The sequence below is a fragment of the Agrococcus sp. TSP3-2-1 genome (assembly GCF_049897585.1).
In the GTDB taxonomy this organism is placed as follows: Bacteria; Actinomycetota; Actinomycetes; order Actinomycetales; family Microbacteriaceae; genus Agrococcus.
In genome coordinates, this window is the sequence record NZ_JAFCWN010000004.1 from 262352 (window position 1) to 280460 (window position 18109).

General features: G+C 73.3%; 13 protein-coding genes. 6 read left to right on the forward strand and 7 right to left on the reverse strand.

Annotated elements, in window-relative coordinates:
• Positions 1 to 448: 448 nt before the first annotated feature.
• Both glgB and ACP7BI_RS08085 read right to left on the reverse strand, forming a co-directional pair.
• Entirely contained in the window at positions 449 to 2653 is a 2205-nt protein-coding gene (gene glgB, locus ACP7BI_RS08080; RefSeq protein WP_425844937.1) for a 1,4-alpha-glucan branching protein GlgB, read from the reverse strand.
• A complete protein-coding gene (locus ACP7BI_RS08085; RefSeq protein WP_425845001.1) occupies positions 2650 to 4641 on the reverse strand; it encodes an alpha-1,4-glucan--maltose-1-phosphate maltosyltransferase in 1992 nt (663 codons plus the stop codon). Before ACP7BI_RS08085 ends, glgB begins: the two co-directional genes overlap by 4 nt.
• Positions 4642 to 4715: 74 nt before the next feature.
• On the opposite strand from ACP7BI_RS08085, the gene glgP reads away from it, so the two are divergent.
• A complete protein-coding gene (gene glgP / locus ACP7BI_RS08090; RefSeq protein WP_425844939.1) occupies positions 4716 to 7256 on the forward strand; it encodes an alpha-glucan family phosphorylase in 2541 nt (846 codons plus the stop codon).
• On the opposite strand, the gene ACP7BI_RS08095 is transcribed toward glgP, so the two are convergent.
• A complete protein-coding gene (locus ACP7BI_RS08095; RefSeq protein WP_425844942.1) occupies positions 7241 to 9379 on the reverse strand; it encodes a glycogen debranching protein in 2139 nt (712 codons plus the stop codon). The two genes, glgP and ACP7BI_RS08095, sit on opposite strands and share 16 nt — an antisense overlap.
• A gap of 20 nt (positions 9380 to 9399) precedes the next feature.
• Here ACP7BI_RS08095 and ACP7BI_RS08100 point away from each other — a divergent pair, with 20 nt between their 5' ends.
• Positions 9400 to 10527: a cysteine desulfurase family protein gene (locus tag ACP7BI_RS08100; protein WP_425844944.1), complete on the forward strand. Its 1128-nt coding sequence runs from the start codon at positions 9400 to 9402 to the stop codon at positions 10525 to 10527.
• A gap of 21 nt (positions 10528 to 10548) precedes the next feature.
• Here ACP7BI_RS08100 and ACP7BI_RS08105 read toward each other — a convergent pair whose 3' ends face one another.
• Both ACP7BI_RS08105 and ACP7BI_RS08110 read right to left on the reverse strand, forming a co-directional pair.
• A complete protein-coding gene (locus ACP7BI_RS08105) occupies positions 10549 to 11178 on the reverse strand; it encodes a hypothetical protein (protein ID WP_425844947.1) in 630 nt (209 codons plus the stop codon).
• Positions 11175 to 11945, reverse strand: a complete 771-nt coding sequence (locus ACP7BI_RS08110; RefSeq protein ID WP_425844949.1) for a glycosyltransferase family 2 protein — start codon at positions 11943 to 11945, stop codon at positions 11175 to 11177. The genes ACP7BI_RS08105 and ACP7BI_RS08110 overlap by 4 nt, the downstream gene beginning before the upstream one ends.
• 57 nt (positions 11946 to 12002) lie before the next feature.
• Between ACP7BI_RS08110 and mnmA the strand changes: the two genes are divergently transcribed.
• Complete coding sequence (gene mnmA, locus ACP7BI_RS08115) at positions 12003 to 13127, forward strand: tRNA 2-thiouridine(34) synthase MnmA (RefSeq protein WP_425844952.1); 1125 nt, start codon at positions 12003 to 12005, stop codon at positions 13125 to 13127.
• The gene (locus ACP7BI_RS08120; protein WP_425844954.1) at positions 13124 to 13495 is read left to right on the forward strand and encodes a nuclear transport factor 2 family protein; all 372 of its coding nucleotides are present in this window, start codon (positions 13124 to 13126) and stop codon (positions 13493 to 13495) included. Before mnmA ends, ACP7BI_RS08120 begins: the two co-directional genes overlap by 4 nt.
• Positions 13496 to 13507: 12 nt before the next feature.
• Here the strand turns inward: ACP7BI_RS08120 and ACP7BI_RS08125 are convergent, their stop codons facing one another.
• Both ACP7BI_RS08125 and ACP7BI_RS08130 read right to left on the reverse strand, forming a co-directional pair.
• A complete protein-coding gene (locus tag ACP7BI_RS08125; RefSeq protein ID WP_425844957.1) occupies positions 13508 to 14005 on the reverse strand; it encodes a hypothetical protein in 498 nt (165 codons plus the stop codon).
• An 8-nt stretch (positions 14006 to 14013) separates the two neighbouring features.
• The gene (locus tag ACP7BI_RS08130; RefSeq protein WP_211448732.1) at positions 14014 to 14424 is read right to left on the reverse strand and encodes a DUF4383 domain-containing protein; all 411 of its coding nucleotides are present in this window, start codon (positions 14422 to 14424) and stop codon (positions 14014 to 14016) included.
• 143 nt (positions 14425 to 14567) lie between these two features.
• On the opposite strand from ACP7BI_RS08130, the gene ligA reads away from it, so the two are divergent.
• A complete protein-coding gene (ligA, locus tag ACP7BI_RS08135; RefSeq protein ID WP_425844959.1) occupies positions 14568 to 16940 on the forward strand; it encodes an NAD-dependent DNA ligase LigA in 2373 nt (790 codons plus the stop codon).
• Positions 16937 to 18088, forward strand: coding sequence for an AAA family ATPase (locus ACP7BI_RS08140; RefSeq protein WP_425844960.1), 1152 nt, complete (start codon positions 16937 to 16939; stop codon positions 18086 to 18088). Before ligA ends, ACP7BI_RS08140 begins: the two co-directional genes overlap by 4 nt.
• Positions 18089 to 18109 lie beyond the last annotated feature (21 nt).

An 18109-nucleotide genomic window follows, 5' to 3' on the forward strand; every position in this document is an offset into this window, starting at 1 on the left:
AGCGGTCAGTTCGGCGTCCGAACGGTCAGTTCCGCGCGTGAACGGTCAGTCCCGCGCGTGAACGGTCAGTCCGGGATGTGAGCGGTCAGTCGCGCTTGTGAGCGGTCAGTTCGGGGAGAGAGGTGTCGGTCTCGGATGCGTCCGGCCGCTTGAGCGGGTTGGCACTGCTCACGCGTGGCAGTGACCGCTCGCGTGCTGGAGTGACCGCTCGCGCGCGGAACTGACCGCTCGGGCGCGGAAGTGACCGCTCGGGCGCGGAAGTGACCGCTCGGGCGCGGAAGTGACCGCTCGCGCGCGGAAGTGACCGCTCGCGCGCCGAACTGACCACTCGAGAGCGGGAGGCGCCGCTCAGGTGCGGGAGGCGCCGCTCAGGTGCGGGAGGCGCCGCTCAGGTCTGGGAGGCGCCGCTCAGGTGCGGGAGGCGCCAGTCAGGTGCGGGAGGCGCCACTCACTTCGCGGGCGGGGCGGTCACCTCGCTCGCGGTCGCGGCTGCCGGAGCGGGGGAAGGCGCTGCCTTCGGCTTCAGGAGCAGGCCCGCGAGCGGCGGGATCGTGATCGTCGCCGACGCCGGGCGGCCGCCCCACGGCTCGTCGACCGCGTGGACGATGCCGAGGTTGCCGACACCTGAGCCGCCGAACTCGACGGCGTCGGAGTTCACGACCTCCTCCCACGCGCCCGCGAACGGCAGCCCCATCCGGTAGCCCTCGATCGGGCGCCCGGAGAAGTTGACGATCCCCGCGACCGGATCGCGATCGGCGCCCCAGCGCAGGAACGCCACGACGTTGTCGGAGGAGTTGCCCCCGTCGATCCACTCGAAGCCGCCCGGCTCGTTGTCGCGCAGCCAGAGCGCCTCGGTCTCGCGGTAGACGCGGTTGAGCTGGCCGACGAGCGACATGAGGCCGCGGTGCACCGGCTGGTCGAGGATCCACCAGTCGAGGCCGCGCGCCTCGCTCCACTCGCTCGGCTGCCCGAACTCCTGTCCCATGAACAGCAGCTGCTTGCCGGGGTGCGCCCACATGAACGTCAGGTAGGCGCGCACCGAGGCGAGCTTCTGCCACTGGTCGCCGGGCATCTTGTTCAGCAGCGAGCCCTTGCCGTGCACGACCTCGTCGTGGCTGATCGGCAGCACGAACTGCTCCGAGAACGCGTACAGGAACGAGAACGTGATGTCGCCGTGGTGGTGCGAGCGGTACATCGGATCGACCGCCATGTACTGGAGCGTGTCGTGCATCCAGCCCATGTTCCACTTGAGCCCGAAGCCGAGCCCGTCGACGTCCGTCGGCTTCGTGACGCCCGGCCACGAGGTCGACTCCTCGGCGATCATGACGATGCCGGGGCACCTGCGGTAGACCGTCGCGTTGACCTCCTGCAGGAGCGCGATCGCCTCGAGGTGCTCCCGCCCGCCGTGCACGTTCGGTAGCCACTCGCCGTCGTTGCGCGAGTAGTCGAGGTAGAGCATCGAGGCGACCGCGTCGACGCGCAGGCCGTCGATGTGGAACTCCTCCATCCAGTAGACGGCGTTCGCGACGAGGAAGTTCTTCACCTCCGGCCGGCCGAAGTCGAACACGTGCGTGCCCCAGTCGGGCTGGTCGCCGCGGCGCGGGTCGGGGTGCTCGTAGAGCGGCCGGCCGTCGAAGCGCGCGAGCGCCCACTCGTCCTTCGGGAAGTGGCCGGGCACCCAGTCCATGATCACGCCGTAGCCGGCGCGGTGCAGCCTGTCGATGAGGTAGCGCAGGTCGTCGGGGTGGCCGAAGCGGCTCGTGGGCGCGTAGTAGCCGGTGACCTGGTAGCCCCACGAGCCGCCGAAGGGGTGCTCGGCGAGCGGCATGAACTCGACGTGCGTGAAGCCCGTCAGCTCGAGGTGCTCGATGAGCGCATCGGCCATCTCGCGGTAGTCGAGGCCCGGCCGCCACGAGCCGAAGTGCAGCTCGTAGACCGACATGGGGGTGTTGTGGGGGTCCCTCGCGGCCCGGGACCGCATCCACTCGTCATCGCTCCACGCGAAGCGGCTCGTGCCGATCTTCGACGCGGTCGCTGGCGGCACCTCGGTATAGCGCGCCATCGGATCGGCGCGCGTCACCCAGCCGTGGTCGGTGAGGATCTCGTACTTGTAGGCGGCGTGCTCGAGCTCGCCCGGCACGAACAGCTCCCAGACGCCGCTCGCCCCCATCGAGCGCATCGCGTGGCCGCGCCCGACCCAGTCGTTGAAGTCGCCGATGATGCGCACCGCGTGCGCGTTCGGCGCCCAGACGGCGAACGTCGCACCCCGCACGCCCTCGTGCTCGCGCAGCCGCGAGCCGAGCACCTTCCACGCCTGCTCGTGGCGGCCCTCGCGCCACAGGTGCAGGTCGAGCTCGCCGAGCGTCGGCGTGAAGCGGTACGGGTCCTCCGCTTCCCACGAGCCGCCGTCGCCGTAGGTCGTGCGCAAGCGATAGGGGCGGATGGGGCCGGTCACCGTGGCTTCCCACACCCCGTGCCCGAGGTGCTCCATCGGCGTCTCCGCCTCGCCCACGACCGCGACGCCGTCGGCGAGGTGCCGCACGGCCCGCACGAGGTGCGTCGCGCTGTCGATCGGGTGCGCGCCCAGCAGGTCGTGGGGCAGCGGATGCGCTCCCTCGGCGAGGCGGCGGAGGGTTGCGTCGTCGAGCATCATGCCTCCGATCGTCGTACGTGGATGATGTGCGCGGGCTCGACGAAGGCGTCGAGCCGCACGAAGTTGTGGTCGCTCCACGTCCAGGTCTCGCCGCTGATGAGGTCGTGGGCCTCGAACCGGTCGCCGGGCCGCAGGCCGAGCTTCGTCAGGTCGAGGTGCACGGTCGTCTGGCGCGCCGAGTGCGGGTCGACGTTCGCGATCACGATGATCGTGTCGTCCTCGCCGGTCTCGGTGAAGCGGCCCTCGACGCGCTTCGAGTAGACGAGGACCGCGTCGTCGTCCGACCAGTGCACGTCGAGCGCCCACAGCTGGCGGATCGCCGGGTGCTCCGCACGGATCTCGTTGAGCCGGGTGATGTACGGGGCGATCGTCGTGCCGTTGCGCTCGGCCTGCTCCCAGTCGCGCGGCTTGTACTCGTACTTCTCGTTGTCGATCGCCTCTTCCGCGCCGGGGCGCGCGACCGCCTCGATGAGCTCGTAGCCGGCGTACATGCCCCACGTCGGCACCGCGGTCGCGGCGATGGCCGCGCGCACCTTGAACGCGGGCACGCCGCCGAACTGCAGGTACTCGGTGAGGATGTCGGGGGTGTTGACCCAGAACGCGGGCTTGAACCACGCGGCCTGCTCGCCGGAGACCTCCTGCAGGTACTCCTCGAGCTCGGCCTTCGTGTTGCGCCAGGCGAAGTACGTGTACGACTGCTGGAAGCCGACCTTGCCGAGCGCCTGCATCACCGCGGGCCGGGTGAAGGCCTCGGCGAGGAAGACGATGTCGCCGTGCTCCTCGTTCACCTCGCGGATGGTGCGCTCCCAGAACCACAGCGGCTTCGTGTGCGGGTTGTCGACGCGGAAGATGCGCACGCCGCACGCGATCCACTGGTCGATGATGCGGCGCACCTCGGCGACGATCCCCTCGGGGTCGTTGTCGAAGTTGATGGGGTAGATGTCCTGGTACTTCTTCGGCGGGTTCTCGGCGAAGGCGATCGAGCCGTCGGGGAGGGTCGTGAACCACTCCGGATGCTCGGTGACCCACGGGTGGTCGGGCGCGGCCTGGAGGGCGAGGTCCATCGCGACCTCGAGCCCGGCATCCGCCGCCTTCGCCACGAACGCGCGGAAGTCGTCGATCGTGCCGAGGTCGGGGTGGATCGCGTCGTGACCGCCGTGCTTCGAGCCGATCGCCCACGGGCTGCCCGGATCGCCCGGCTGCGGCGTGAGGGTGTTGTTGCGGCCCTTGCGGTTGACCTCGCCGATGGGGTGCACGGGCGGCAGGTAGAGCACGTCGAAGCCCATGGCCTTGACGGCCGGCAGCCGCTTGGCGGCCGTCTCGAACGTGCCGGAGCGCCAGGTGCCGTCGCTGCGCCGCACGGCGCCCTCGGAGCGCGGGAAGAACTCGTACCAGGCGCCGACGGCCGCGCGCGTGCGCTCGACGCGCAGCTCGAGCTCGGCGGATGCGGTCTCGAGCGACCGCGGGCGGTGGCGGTCGACCGCGTCGAGGATGGCGGGGTCGTTGACGGACGCCCAGCGCTGCAGGATCGGGGCGCGCGAGTCGCCGAGCGCCTTCGCCGCGCCCGCGAGGAGCGTCGCGTCGGCGCCGGTCGCGCTCTTCGCCGCGCGGCTCAGCAGCTGCGCGCCGATCGTGGCCATGAGCTCGGTGTCGATGTCGGCCGGGATCTTGATCTCGGCGTTGTGGTGCCACGTCGCCCACTCGTCGGCCCAGGCCTCGACGTGCCATCGCCACGTGCCGCGGTCGTCGACCTGCGCGAGCGCCCGCCAGCGGTCGAAGCCGTCGCCGAGCGGCTCCATCGGCACGCGCCGCTCGCGCCCGGAGGGGGAGCGCAGCACGAGCGTCACGCCGATGCGGTCGTGACCCTCGCGGAACGCGACCGCGCGGAACGGGATCACGTCGCCCTCCACCGCCTTCGCCGGGAACGTGTTCCCGGGCTGCTGCGGGTACAGGTCGAGCACCGGGATCCGGCCGGACAGGACATCCATCTGCTTCGCCACGACCACAACCTACCCACCGCTCCTGCGAGCGCGCGGACAGTCGCCGACTAGGCTCTGGACCCGTGAGAGCGATTCGCAAGTTCACCGTCCGCACGTCCCTCCCCGAGCGCCTGCGCCGCCTCGAGCAGCTGGCCTCGAACCTGCGCTGGTCGTGGCACGAGCCGACCCGCGAGCTCTTCCGCGAGATCTCGCTCGAGGGCTGGCGCGCGACCGGGCACGACCCGCTGCAGCTGCTGGGCTGGGTCGGCACCGAGCGGCTGGGGCAGCTCGCCGCCGACGACGCCTTCGTCGCCCGCGTCGACGCGCTCGCCGACGAGCTCGACGACTACTTGTCGCAAGCGCGCTGGTACCAGTCGCTCGAGGACGTGCCCGAGTCGATCGCCTACTTCTCGCCCGAGTTCGGCATCACGAGCGCGCTGCCGCAGTACTCCGGCGGCCTCGGCATCCTCGCGGGCGACCACCTCAAGGCCGCGAGCGACCTCGGCGTGCCGATCGTGGGCGTCGGGCTCTTCTACCAGGCCGGCTACTTCAAGCAGGCGATCTCGCGCGAGGGCTGGCAGCAGGAGGCCTACCCGGTGCTCGACCCCGACGGCCTGCCGCTCACGATCCTGCGGCGCCCCGACGGCGAGCACGCGACGGTCTCGATCGCCCTGCCGGGCGCCCGCACGCTCCACGCGCGCATCTGGCAGGCCACGATCGGCCGCGTGCCGCTCCTCCTGCTCGACACGAACATCCACGAGAACGACGACGACCTGCGCGGCGTCGCCGACCGGCTCTACGGCGGCGGCGGCGAGCACCGGCTGCAGCAGGAGCTGCTGCTCGGCATCGGCGGCGTGCGTGCCCTCGACGTCTACAGCGAGCTCACGGGCGCGCCGCGGCCGGGGGTCTTCCACTCGAACGAGGGCCACGCCGGCTTCCTCGGCGTCGAGCGCATGTCGCAGCTCATCTCGCGCGAGGGCCTCGGCTTCGACGAGGCGCTCGCGGTCGTGCGCGCCGGCACGGTCTTCACGACCCACACGCCCGTGCCCGCGGGCATCGACCGCTTCGACGTCGAGCTCGTGCGCAGCCACCTGACGGGCGAGCTCGTGCCGGGCATCGACGTCGACCGCGTGCTCGCGCTCGGCCGCGAGAGCGACCCGAACATCTTCAACATGGCGCAGCTCGGCTTCTCGATCGCGCAGCGCGCGAACGGCGTCTCGAAGCTCCACGGCGCCGTGAGCCGCTCGATGTTCCAGGACCGCTGGCCCGGCTTCGACACCGATGAGCTGCCGATCACGTCCGTGACCAACGGCGTGCACGCATCCACCTGGACCTCGCCCGTGCTCAAGCACCTCGCCGAGCGCGAGCTCGGCACGCTCGACACGACGCGCTGCGACTGGGCCTCCGACGCCGTCTCGGACGAGACGATCTGGACGGCGCGCAACGAGATGCGCCGGCAGACGATCGAGGATGCGCGCGCCCGCACGCGCGTCAAGCACGAGCGCAACGAGGGCGTGGCCCCGCGCTGGATCGACGAGATGCTCGACCCCGACGTGCTGACGATCGGGTTCGCGCGTCGCGTGCCGACGTACAAGCGGCTCACGCTCATGCTGCACGACCGCGACCGGCTGCGGGCGCTGCTCACGCACCCCGAGCGCCCCGTGCAGCTCATCATCGCGGGCAAGTCGCACCCGGCCGACGAGGCCGGCAAGGGCCTCATCCAGGAGCTCGTGCGCTTCTCGCAGGAGCCGGAGGTGCGCGGCCGCATCGTCTTCCTCGAGAACTACGACATCTCGATGGCGAAGTCGCTCTACCCGGGCTGCGACGTGTGGCTCAACAATCCGCTGCGGCCGCTCGAGGCGTGCGGCACGTCGGGCATGAAGGCTGCGCTCAACGGCTCGCTCAACCTGTCGATCCTCGACGGCTGGTGGGACGAGTACTTCGACGGCAAGAACGGCTGGGCGATCCCGTCGGCGCACGAGCAGATGGATGCGGCGCAGCGCGACGCGTTCGAGGCCAACGCGCTCTACGAGATCATCGAGCACCAGGTCGCGCCGCGCTTCTACGAGCGCGACGAGCGCGGCCTGCCGACCGCGTGGATCGAGTCGATCCGGCACACGCTCGCGACCTTGAGCCCCGAGCTCTCGGCCGAGCGGATGCTCGCCGAGTACGTCTCGCGGCTCTACGCGCCCGCGGCGCGCGCCTCGGCGATCGCGACGGCCGACGGCTACCGGGCGGGGCGCGAGCTCGCGGCGTTCACGGGGCGGATGCGGGAGTCGTTCGGGCGCATCGAGGTGCGCCACGTCGAGGTCGAGGGGGTCGACACGCCCCCGGTCATCGGCGACACCGTGCTCGTGCGCGCCTACGTCGCGCTCGACGGCATCCCGGAGTCGGACGTCAAGGTCGAGGTCGTCGCCGGCAGGATGACCGAGGAGGGGGAGCTGCGCGGCACGCGCCGCTACGCGCTCGAGCCCGTCGCGGTCGAGGGCGACGCGCACCGCTTCGAGGTGCAGGTGCAGCTCCCGGTCGCCGGCACCTTCGGCTACACCGTGCGCGTCGTGCCGCAGCACCCGATGCTCGACTCCGAGGTCGAGCTCGGCCTCGTCGCCTACGCGAAGGGCTGACCGCTCGGGGAGCCCTGCTCGGTCGTCGGGGCCGACGGCGGCGTGCGGTAGCGCGCGACCGTCGGCTCCGGCACTCCGGCCGCGGGCATCCCGTGCACGGCGTAGACGCGCAGGCTCATGGGCGTGATCGAGATCTCGCCGCCCGGCGCGACGAGCTCGTCGCCCGCGCCGTCGAGCGCCGAGTCCCACAGCAGCTCGAAGCCGGTCGCGCCGTCGGCCTCCGGCACCACGACGATCCGCTCGCGCGGCGAGCCGTGGAAGACGACGAGCACGCGCGAGTAGGGCTCGTCGACCGACGTCGACTCGGCGAGCATCTGCATCGTGCGGTCGTGGGAGTGGTCCCAGTCGTCGATCGTCATGTGCAGGCCGTCGGCGTTGTACCAGTCGAGCCGCGAGGCCCCCGCGACGCGCTGGCCGCCCTGGCCGTACTCGCGGGGCCGCAGCGCCGGGTGCGCGCGCCGCAGCCGCAGCAGGCGCTTCGTCTGCTCGAGGAACGCGACCTGCCAGCCCTCCCGCTCCCACCGCATCCACGTGAGGGCCGAGTCCTGGTTGTAGGCGTTGTTGTTGCCGCGCTGGGAGCGCCCGATCTCGTCGCCCATCGTGAGCATCGGGAGGCCGGCCGAGACGAGCAGCGTGCCGAGCAGGTTGCGCATCGACTTCCGGCGGTCGAGCTCGATGCCGATGTCGTCGCTCGGCCCCTCGACGCCGTGGTTGAAGGAGCGGTTGTCGCCGGCGCCGTCGCGGCCGTCCTCGCCGTTGGCCTCGTTGTGCTTGCGGTCGTAGCGCACGAGGTCGGCGAGCGTGAACCCGTCGTGCGCGGTGATGAAGCTCACGCTCTCGACGGGCCCGCGCTCGGAGGCGAACAGGCCCTCCGAGCCCGAGACGGCGTGCGCGAGCGGGCCGACGCCCGTCGCGCCGTCGCCGCCCTGCCGAAAGGAGCGGTAGTCGCTGAGCCAGAACTGCCGGGCGGTGTCGCGGAAGCGGTCGTTCCACTCCGAGAAGCCGGTGGGGAAGCGGCCGGTCTGCCAGCCGTCGGGACCGATGTCCCACGGCTCGGCGATCATCGTCGCCTCGGAGAGTGCGGGGTCGGCGAGGATGCGCTGCAGCAGCGGGTGCCGAGGGTTGAAGGCGCCGTGGGCGCCCCGCCCGAGCGTGACGGCGAGGTCGAAGCGGAAGCCGTCGATCTGCATCTCGCGGTGCCAGTAGCGCAGCGAGTCGAGCACGAGCTCCTGCGCCGCGGGCTCGGAGGCGTCGAGGGTGTTGCCGCAGCCGGTCCAGTCGATGGGCCGTCCCTCGTCGTCGAGGCGGTAGTACGACGCGTTGTCGATGAGCCGCAGGCTCGACGGCGGGCCGTCGGCGCCCTCCTCCGACGTGTGGTTGTAGACGACGTCGAGGAAGACCTGCAGCCCCGCCTCGTGCAGCAGGCGCACCATGCCCTTGACCTCGCGCAGCACGCCGCCCGTGCCGTCGAACTGCGCTTGCCGCGAGGCGTAGGCGCTGTGCGGCGCGAACCAGCTGAGCGAGTTGTAGCCCCAGTGGTTGACCCTGCCCTGGCGGATCAGGCGCTGCTCGGAGACGAACAGGTGGATCGGCAGCAGCTGCACGGTCGTGACGCCGAGCTCCTGCAGGTACCGGATGGTCGACGGATGCGCGAGGCCCGCGTAGGTGCCGCGGAGCTCGGGCGGCATGTGGGGGCTCAGCTTCGTCATGCCCTTGACGTGCGCCTCGTAGATCACCTGCCGGTCGCGGCGGACGCGCGGCCGCAGGGCGTCGCCCCAGTCGAAGGCGTCGTCGGTGACCGTCGCGCGGTGCTGGCCGTGGGGCGTGCGCACGATGCCGCGCGCGTGCGGCGGGATGGCGTTCCGCGCCGGATCGAAGGCGTGCCCGGGCCCCACCGGCCCCTCCACGCCGATCGCGTACGGGGTGCCGACCTGCAGCAGCTCGGTGTCGATCGTGAACTCGTCGCCGACGCGCTCCATCGGGAGCGCGTGCAGCAGCCAGTCGGGGTCGCCCGCGTCGAACACCCGCAGCTCCATCGCCGTCGCGTGGCGCGACCAGACGGTGAGCCGGTGGCCGATCGCGGTGGGCGCGATGCCCCGCACCCGCTCGTCGCCCGCACTCACGCGCTCTAGGGTAGGGGAGCGTGCACCAGTTCGATCACGCCGCCTCGACGCCGATGCGCGAGTCGGTGCGGCAGGCGCTCGCGACGGCGGAGCCGCTCGCGAACCCCGCGTCGACGCACCGCGAGGGCCAGCGCGCCCGGGCGGTGCTCGAGGAGGCGCGCGAGCGCCTCGCGATCGCCCTCGGGTGCCACCCGACCGAGGTCGTGCTCACCTCCGGCGGCACCGAGTCGATCAACCTCGCGCTCAAGGGCGCGTGGTGGGCGGCTCGCGACGCCGGCGCTGCGGGCGCGATCGTCGTGCCCGTCGCCGAGCACCACGCGACGCTCGACGCCGTCGCGTGGCTCGAGGCGCACGGCGCCCCCGTGCGCTGGGTGGGCGTCGACGAGCAGGCGGTGACCGACCTCGAGGCCTTCCGCGCGGCGCTCGAGCAGGGCGGCGCCGCGGTCGCGACGATGCTCGTCGCGAGCAACGAGGTCGGCTCGCTCCAGCCCGTGCGCGAGGCGTCGGATGCGTCGGCGCGCGCGGGCGTGCCCCTCCACCTCGACGCCGTGGGCGCCTTCGGGCACGTGCCGCTGCGGTTCGACGACTCGGGCGCGTCGCTCATGAGCGTCGCGAGCCACAAGATCGGCGGCCCGCACGGCGTCGGCGCGCTCGTCGTCGGCCGCGACGTGCGGATCGAGGCGCTCCACCACGGCGGCGGGCAGCAGCGCGGCCTCCGCTCCGGCACGCAGGACGCGCTCGGGGCCTCGCTCTTCGCGCTCGCTGCGGAGGAGGCGCGCGCCGAGCTCGACGCCGAGGCCACGCGCCTCGTGGCCCTCACCGACCGCATCCGCTCGCTCGCCTCGTCGCTGCCGGCCGTGCGGATCCTCACGGCCGACGAGCGGCTGCCGCACATCGCGCACCTCGTGGTCGAGGGCGCGAGCGGCGAGGCGCTGCAGTTCCTGCTCGACGAGGCGGGCTTCGCGGTCTCGAACGGCTCGGCGTGCTCCGCCGGCGTCGCTCGCGAGTCGCACGTCGTGCGCGCGTGCGGCGTCGAGGGCGCCGCGCCGCTGCGGCTCTCGCTCGGTCGCACGACGACCGAGGCAGAGGTCGAGGCGCTGCTCGCAGCCCTGCCGAGCGCCGTCGAGCGCGCGCGCTCGCTCGGCTGAGCGCGCGCCCGCCGGGGCGCTTCAGCGCTCGCGCTCGCGCAGCTCCGCTGCCGGATCGTCCGCTGCCGTGCCGGTCGTCGCGGCATCGGCGGCCGCCCGGCCGCGCTCCCGCCGCTCGCCGGACTCGACCGCGACCGCGGCGATGAGCGCGCCGATCGCGTCGGCGACGAGGTCGGTGAGCGTGTCCTCGTAGCCGACGCCGATGTCGGGCGTGATGAACGCGTGGCCCGCCCACTCGCCGAGCTCCCACAGCAGGCCCAGCATCGCGACCGCCGTCGTCACGTGCAGCACGCGGGCCGCGCGGCCGCCCGGCTCCGCCGGCAGCAGTCCCGAGCGCAGCAGGATCGTGCGGGTCAGCAGCGCGAGCACCGCGCCGCTCGCGAGGTGCGACGCGAGGTCGAGGCCCGGCACGGCCTGGTACGCGCCGATCGCCGCGAACCAGGCGGAGCCGCCGAGCACCGCTTGCCCGACGATGTCGGCGGGCACGCTCATGCGGGCGAAGCGCAGCGCCATCGTGCCGCCGAGCGCGAGCAGCATCGCCGCGGCCGCCGGGCCGCCCGCGACGAGGTAGGCCGCAGGCACCGAGACGGCGATCGCGACGCGCAGCCAATCGGTCGGCAGCCAGCGGTCCTGCCCCTCGAGCCAGCTCACGGCCGCCCCTCCCGCTCGAGCAGGCCGCGGCCCGAGACCCGGTGCAGCCAGCGGCGGCCGGCTGAGCCGTCGATCGCCCAGTTGCGACGGAAGGTGCGCATCGCCATCGCGACGCGGCCCCGCGCGGCGGCTCGGCTGTGGAACATGCGCCCCTCGGCGCCGACCTGCAGCCGCGGCTCGAAGCGCAGCCGGGCGCGCGGGCCGAGCCGCATCGTCAGGTCGAGGTCGTCGTGCACGCTCGCGTCGAGCCGCTCGACGTCGGCCGAGACCGCCGCCCACGCGGTGCGGCGCAGCGCCATGTTCGAGCCCCACAGCGGCACGTTCGCGATCGCCGCGCCGCTCGCGCCGAACGTGCCGGCGGCGTAGGCGAGGCTCGCGATCCCGCGCCACGCTCGCGGCAGGTCGACGAACCGGCCGGGGCCGGTGAGCCCCTCGAGCGCCGGGTCGGCGGCGAAGGCGTCCCGGATGCGCTCGATCCAGTCGGTCGGGACGATCGAGTCGGCGTCGCAGCGCGCGATGACGTCGCCGATCGCCGCGTCGTAGCCCGCGGCCGCCGCCGCCGGGATGCCGCGCACCGGCTCCTCCACGACGCGCGCGCCGGCGGCGCGCGCGACGTCGGCCGAGCCGTCGGCGCTGCCGTTGTCGACCACGACCACCTCGAGCGGCGCGACCGACTGCGCGGCGAGCCGCTCGAGGCAGCGCGCGAGCGCGCGCTCGTCGTCGAGCACGGGGATCACGACCGAGATCGTGAGCGGCGCAGCGGTCACGCTGACAGACTGGCACCTCCGGCTACGAGATGGCTGGCGCTCGATAGCCTTGTCGGCATGAAGGTGCTGGCCGCGATGTCCGGCGGGGTCGACTCCGCCGTCGCCGCCGCGCGTGCCGTCGACGCCGGGCACGAGGTCGTGGGCGTCCACCTCGCGCTCAGCCGCATGCCCGGCACGCTCCGCACCGGCAGCCGCGGCTGCTGCACCGTCGAGGACGCGATGGATGCGCGTCGCGTCGCCGACCGGCTCGGCATCCCGTTCTACGTGTGGGACTTCTCCGAGCGCTTCGCCGACGCCGTCGTGCAGGACTTCGTCGACGAGTACGCCGCGGGCCGGACGCCGAACCCGTGCCTGAGGTGCAACGAGAAGATCAAGTTCGAGGCGCTCCTCGATCGCGCGATCGGGCTCGGGTTCGACCGCGTCGTCACCGGGCACTACGCGCGCGTCGAGCGCACCGAGCGCGGTGCCGAGCTGCACCGCGCCGCCGACTGGGCGAAGGATCAGTCGTACGTGCTCGGCGTGCTCACCGCCGCGCAGCTCGAGCACTGCTGGTTCCCGCTCGCCGAGACCCCGACGAAGGCCGAGGTGCGCGCCGAGGCCGCCGAGCGCGGGTTCCTGCTCGCGCAGAAGCCCGACAGCCACGACATCTGCTTCATCCCCGACGGCGACACCCGCGGCTTCCTCGCCGATCGGCTCGGCGCCGAGCCGGGCGAGATCGTCGACCGCGACGGCCGCGTCGTCGGCTCGCACGAGGGCGTGCACGGCTACACCGTCGGCCAGCGCCGCGGCATGTCGCTCGGCGTCCCCTCGCCCGACGGCCGGCCGCGCTTCGTGCTCGAGGTCAAGCCGCAGTCCCGGCAGCTCGTCGTCGGCCCCAAGGAGGCCCTCGCGGTCGTGCGCGTGGCCGGCACCCGCATCTCCCACGCCGGCGCACCGCATCCGCAGCTCGCCGACGGCCTGGACGTCGAGGTGCAGATCCGCGCGCACGCCGACCCCGTGCCGGCCTTCGCGCGCATGGTCGGCGACGAGCTCGTCATCGACCCGGCCGAGCCCCTGTCGGGCGTCGCGACCGGGCAGTCGGCCGTGCTCTACGACGGCACGCGCGTGCTCGGGCAAGTCACGATCGACCGGACCGTGGCCGCTGATGCTGCAGGGCACCTCGCCGAGGCGGGCGCTGCGTGACCGCGCTCGACGAGCTGCTCGCGCTCGAGCGAGCGGGCTGGCGCTCGCTGTGCGAGTCGACCGGCGACGACTTCTACGGTCGGCTCATGACCGACGACGGCCTGATGGTGCTCGTCGACGGATCGGTGCTCGACCGCGCAGCGGTCGTCGCCTCGCTCGGGCAGGCGCCGCCGTGGGCGACGTTCGAGATCCGAGAGCCGCGCATCGTCACGCTCGGCGCGGAGTCGGCTGCGCTCGTCTACACCGGCGTCGCGCGGCGCGACGGCACCGACTTCGTCGCCCGCATGTCGAGCGCGTACGTGCGGGTCGACGACGCGTGGCGGCTCGCGCTCTACCAGCAGACGCTCGCCGGCCCCGACGGAGGCTGAGCGAGGCCCCGGCTAGTGCCCGACGTGCTCGTCGACATCGAGCACGACGCCGTGCTCGCCGTGCGGCTGCGCGAAGGCGCCCGCGTGCGTGCCGGTGAGCGCGATGGTCGCGACGGGCGCGACGACGACCGCGGCGCCGACGAGCACGAGCAGTGACGCGATCGGTGCCGGAGCCCCCGTCGCGCGCGACCGGCGCCCGAGCAGGCCGGCGGCGGTGAGCGCGAGCGCCGACTCGGCGAGCATCGGCCCGAGCGGCAGGGATGCGGCTGGGTCGCGAACCACGAGCAGCGTCGCGAGCCACGCGAGGGTCGGGAGCAGCAGCGGTGTCGCGACGGCCGCGACCGTGAGCTTCGCGCCGCGCAGCGCGAGCACCGAGACGATCGCCTGGCCGACGCCGGCTGCGAGGAGCGGCACGGCGAGCCACAGCGGAGCGGTGGCGCCCACCGCGAGTGCGATGAGCGCCGCCCCCAGCGCGGCGATGGCGCCGCCGAGCTGCGCCAGTGACGCCACCGGCTCGCCTAGACGGCCGCGCGGCGCGACGTCGTGTCGCGGTCGAGCGCGAGGCCGACGCCGAGCAGCACGATCGCCGACCCGAGGTGCAGGAAGTGGTCGGGCGTGTTGAGGGCGAGGATGTTCGCCGCCGTGTCGACGATGAAGAAGCCCACGATGCCGACGAGCAGGTAGACCGCGCCGACGATGACGTTCACGCGCTTGGCCGCTGCGGTGCTGCGCAGACCCGCGAGCAGGAGCGCCGCGCCGATCGCGAGGTGGACGATGTTGTGCAGGTGGTTGACCTGGAAGACGCCGAGCAGCAGGCCACCCTCCTCGCCGACGATGTTCGTGCCGGCGACGAAGAGGCCCATGAGGCCGACGAGCAGGTAGACGGCGCCGAAGATGGTGGCGACGAGGCGATTCGGTGAGCGGGACATTGCTTCCTCCTTGAGGTCCGGCCGGCGGTGAGGTGCCCGTCTCGGTGACGTGCGCCGGTCGTGCTGGGTTCGGAGCCCGGGCACCGCCGGATTGCCCGGACGCCGCCAGCCTCCCTGTGGGTCGCTGTGTGCAGAATGAACGCATGGTGGGAATCGGTGCAGAGGGCTCGCTCAGCGACGCGAACGAGCGGGCGCAGGAGCTGCGAGCGCGGATCGAGGAGGCGAGCGCCGCCTACTACGACCGCGACGCATCGATCATGTCCGACGCCGAGTACGACGCGCTCGTGCGCGAGCTCGACGCGCTCGAGCGGGAGCACCCCGAGCTGCAGAGCCAGGACTCGCCCACGCAGTCGGTGCAGGGCGGCACGACGAGCGGGCTGCCCACGACCCCGCACCGCGAGCGCATGCTGAGCCTCGACAACGTCTTCTCCATCGAGGAGCTGCGCGAGTGGTGCGCGAAGACCGAGGCGGCTGCCGGGCGCGAGGTCGCGTGGCTCACCGAGCTCAAGATCGACGGCCTCGCGATCGCGCTGCGCTACGAGCGCGGCGTGCTCACCTCGGCCGCGACGCGCGGCGATGGCCGGGTCGGCGAGGTCGTCACGACCAACGCGCTGCGGGTCGCCGGCATCCCTGAGCGGCTCGCGGGCGACGGTCACCCCGAGCTCGTCGAGGTGCGCGGCGAGGTCTTCATCCCGGTCGCCGCCTTCGAGCGGCTCAACGCCCTGCAGGCCGAGCTGCGCGAGCGCTCCATCGCCGAGGACCGCGCGAAGTGGGAGAAGCGGCCGGTGGCGAGCCGCGGCGAGTTCGACGAGGAGCGCGCCGCAGATCGCGCCGCGAAGCGCTTCCCCGCGTTCGCGAACCCTCGGAACGCCGCCTCCGGCGGCCTGCGCCAGCAGCTCGAGAAGAAGACCGGGCTCGAGCGGGAGGCAGGCGAGGCACGCATCGAGGCGCTCGCGATGTTCGTGCACGGCTTCGGCGCGTGGAGCGACCCGCCCGTCCGGGCGCAGAGCGAGGTCTACGGCCTGCTCGAGTCGTGGGGCTTGCCGACGAGCCCGCACGTCGAGGTGCTCCGCGGCGTCGACGAGGTCGTGGGCTACGTCGAGCGCTTCGGCGAGCAGCGGCACTCGGTCGAGCACCAGCTCGACGGCATCGTCGTGAAGGTCGACGAGCTCTCGCTCCACGCCGAGCTCGGCATCACGAGCCGCGCGCCGCGCTGGGCGATCGCCTACAAGTACCCGCCGGAGGAGGTGCACACGAAGCTGCTCGACATCGTCGTGAGCGTCGGCCGCACCGGCCGGGCGACGCCCTACGCCAACATGGCGCCCGTGCAGGTCGCAGGCTCGGTCGTGCGCCAGGCGACCCTCCACAACCAGGACGTCGTGCGCGTCAAGGGCGTGCTCATCGGCGACACCGTCGTGCTGCGGAAGGCCGGCGACGTGATCCCGGAGGTGCTCGGCCCGGTCGTCGAGCTGCGCGACGGCACCGAGCGCGAGTTCGTCATGCCCGAGGGCTGCCCCGAGTGCGGCACGACGCTGCGGCCGATGAAGGAGGGCGACATCGACCTCCGCTGCCCGAACGCGAAGGACTGCCCCGCGCAGGTGCGGGGGCGGGTCGAGCACATCGGCAGCCGCGGCGCGCTCGACATCGAGGCGCTCGGCGAGGTCACGGCGGCGGCGCTCACGCAGCCACGCGTGCCGGCCGAGCCACCGTTGCCGACCGAGGCGGGCCTGTTCGCCCTGACGCTCGAGCAGCTCGTACCGATCGAGGTCGTCGTGCGCGACGCCGAGACGGGCCAGCCGAAGCTCGACGACGGCGAGCCGGTCGTGCGCCGCCCGTTCCAGGTCGTCCGCCGCGAGTACCCGGCGGGGGCCGAGTCGATGACGCCCGCCGAGCGGCGGAAGGCGGGCATCACGAAGGTCGAGGTCGCGTACCCGTCGAAGCAGGCCGAGACGCTGCTGGCCGAGCTCGAGCGAGCCAAGACGAAGGACCTCTGGCGGCAGCTCGTCTCGCTCAACATCCGCCACGTCGGCCCCGTCGCGGCGCGCGCGCTCGCCGGCTGGTTCGGGTCGCTCGAGGCGATCGAGGCGGCGACCCCCGCCGAGCTCGCCGAGGTCGAGGGCGTCGGCCCGATCATCGCCGACGCGGTCGTCGAGTGGCTCGCGGTCGACTGGCACCGCGAGATCGTCGACGCCTGGCGCGCCGCCGGCGTGCGCTTCGCGACCCCGGGTCACCCCGGTCCCGGCGCGGCAGCCGAGCGCGGCGGCGTGCTCGTCGGCCTCACGGTCGTCGCCACCGGCTCGCTCGAGGGCTACACGCGCGAGGGCGCCGAGGAGGCGATCATGGCCGCCGGCGGCAAGGCCGCCTCGAGCGTGTCGAAGAAGACCGACTTCGTCGCCGCCGGCCCGGGCGCCGGCTCGAAGCTCGCGAAGGCCGAGTCGCTCGGCGTGCGCATCCTCGACGCCGCGCAGTTCCACGTGCTCGTCACCGAGGGGCCCGACGCGCTCGCGGCGCCGTGATCGACCGCCTCGCGATCGAGGGCTACCGCTCGATCCGCTCGCTCGTTCTCGACCTGGGGCAGCTCACGGTCGTGACGGGCCGCAACGGCAGCGGCAAGTCGAGCCTGTATCGCGCGCTGCGCCTGCTCGCCGCGGCGGGGCGGGCGCACGCGGTGGGCGAGCTCGCCCTCGACGGGGGACTGGATGCGGTGCGCTGGGCGGGCCCGGAGCGGATCGCCCGCGCGGTGCGCGACGGCGGGCCCACGCAGGGCCTCATCCGCACGGGTCCCGTCGCGCTCAGGCTCGGCTTCGCCTCGATCGAAGGGCTCGGCTACGCGATCGACCTCGGGCTGCCGATCCCCGAGCAGAGCCTCTTCGACCGCGACCCCCACATCAAGCAGGAGCACGTCTTCGCCGGCCCCGACCCGCGGCCGGCGAGCGTGCTCGTCGAGCGCCGCGGGCCGCTCGCGCGCGTGCGCGGCGACGACGGCTGGCGCGAGGTGACACGTGGCCTCCGGACGTGGGAGTCGGTCCTCGACGAGCATGCGGGTGCGGCCGACGCGGCGGAGCTCGCGGGCGTGCGGCGTTCGATGCGCCAGTGGCGCTTCCACGACGCGCTCCGCACCGACGCGGGCTCACCCGCGCGGCAGCCGCAGGTCGGCACGCGCAGTCCGCGGCTCGACGACGACGGCGCCAACCTCGCCGCCGTCCTGCGCACGTCGATCGAGGGCGGCTTCGATCGCGACATCGAGCGCGCCGTCGCCGACGCCTTCGACGGCTCGCGGCTCGAGACGGTGATGGTCGAGGGTCGCATGACGCCCGCGCTCCGCCAGCCGGGCATGCTGCGCCTCCTCACCGCCGCCGAGCTCTCCGACGGCACGCTGCAGTTCCTGCTGCTGCTCGCCGCGCTCACCTCGCTCGAGCGGCCGAGCCTCGTGGTGCTCAACGAGCCCGAGCGCAGCCTGCACGCCGAGCTCATCGCGCCGCTCGCATCCCTCATCCGCCGCGCGGCCGAGCAGACGCAGGTCGTCGTGGTCACGCACCAGCAGCAGCTCGTCGCCGCGCTCGGCGGCACGCGCGTCGAGCTCGAGAAGCAGCACGGCGAGACGCTCGTCGCCGGCCGCGAGGGTCCGCTCGACCAGCCGCGTTGGCACTGGCCGAAGCGCTGACGCGCTGCGGACGCCGATCTC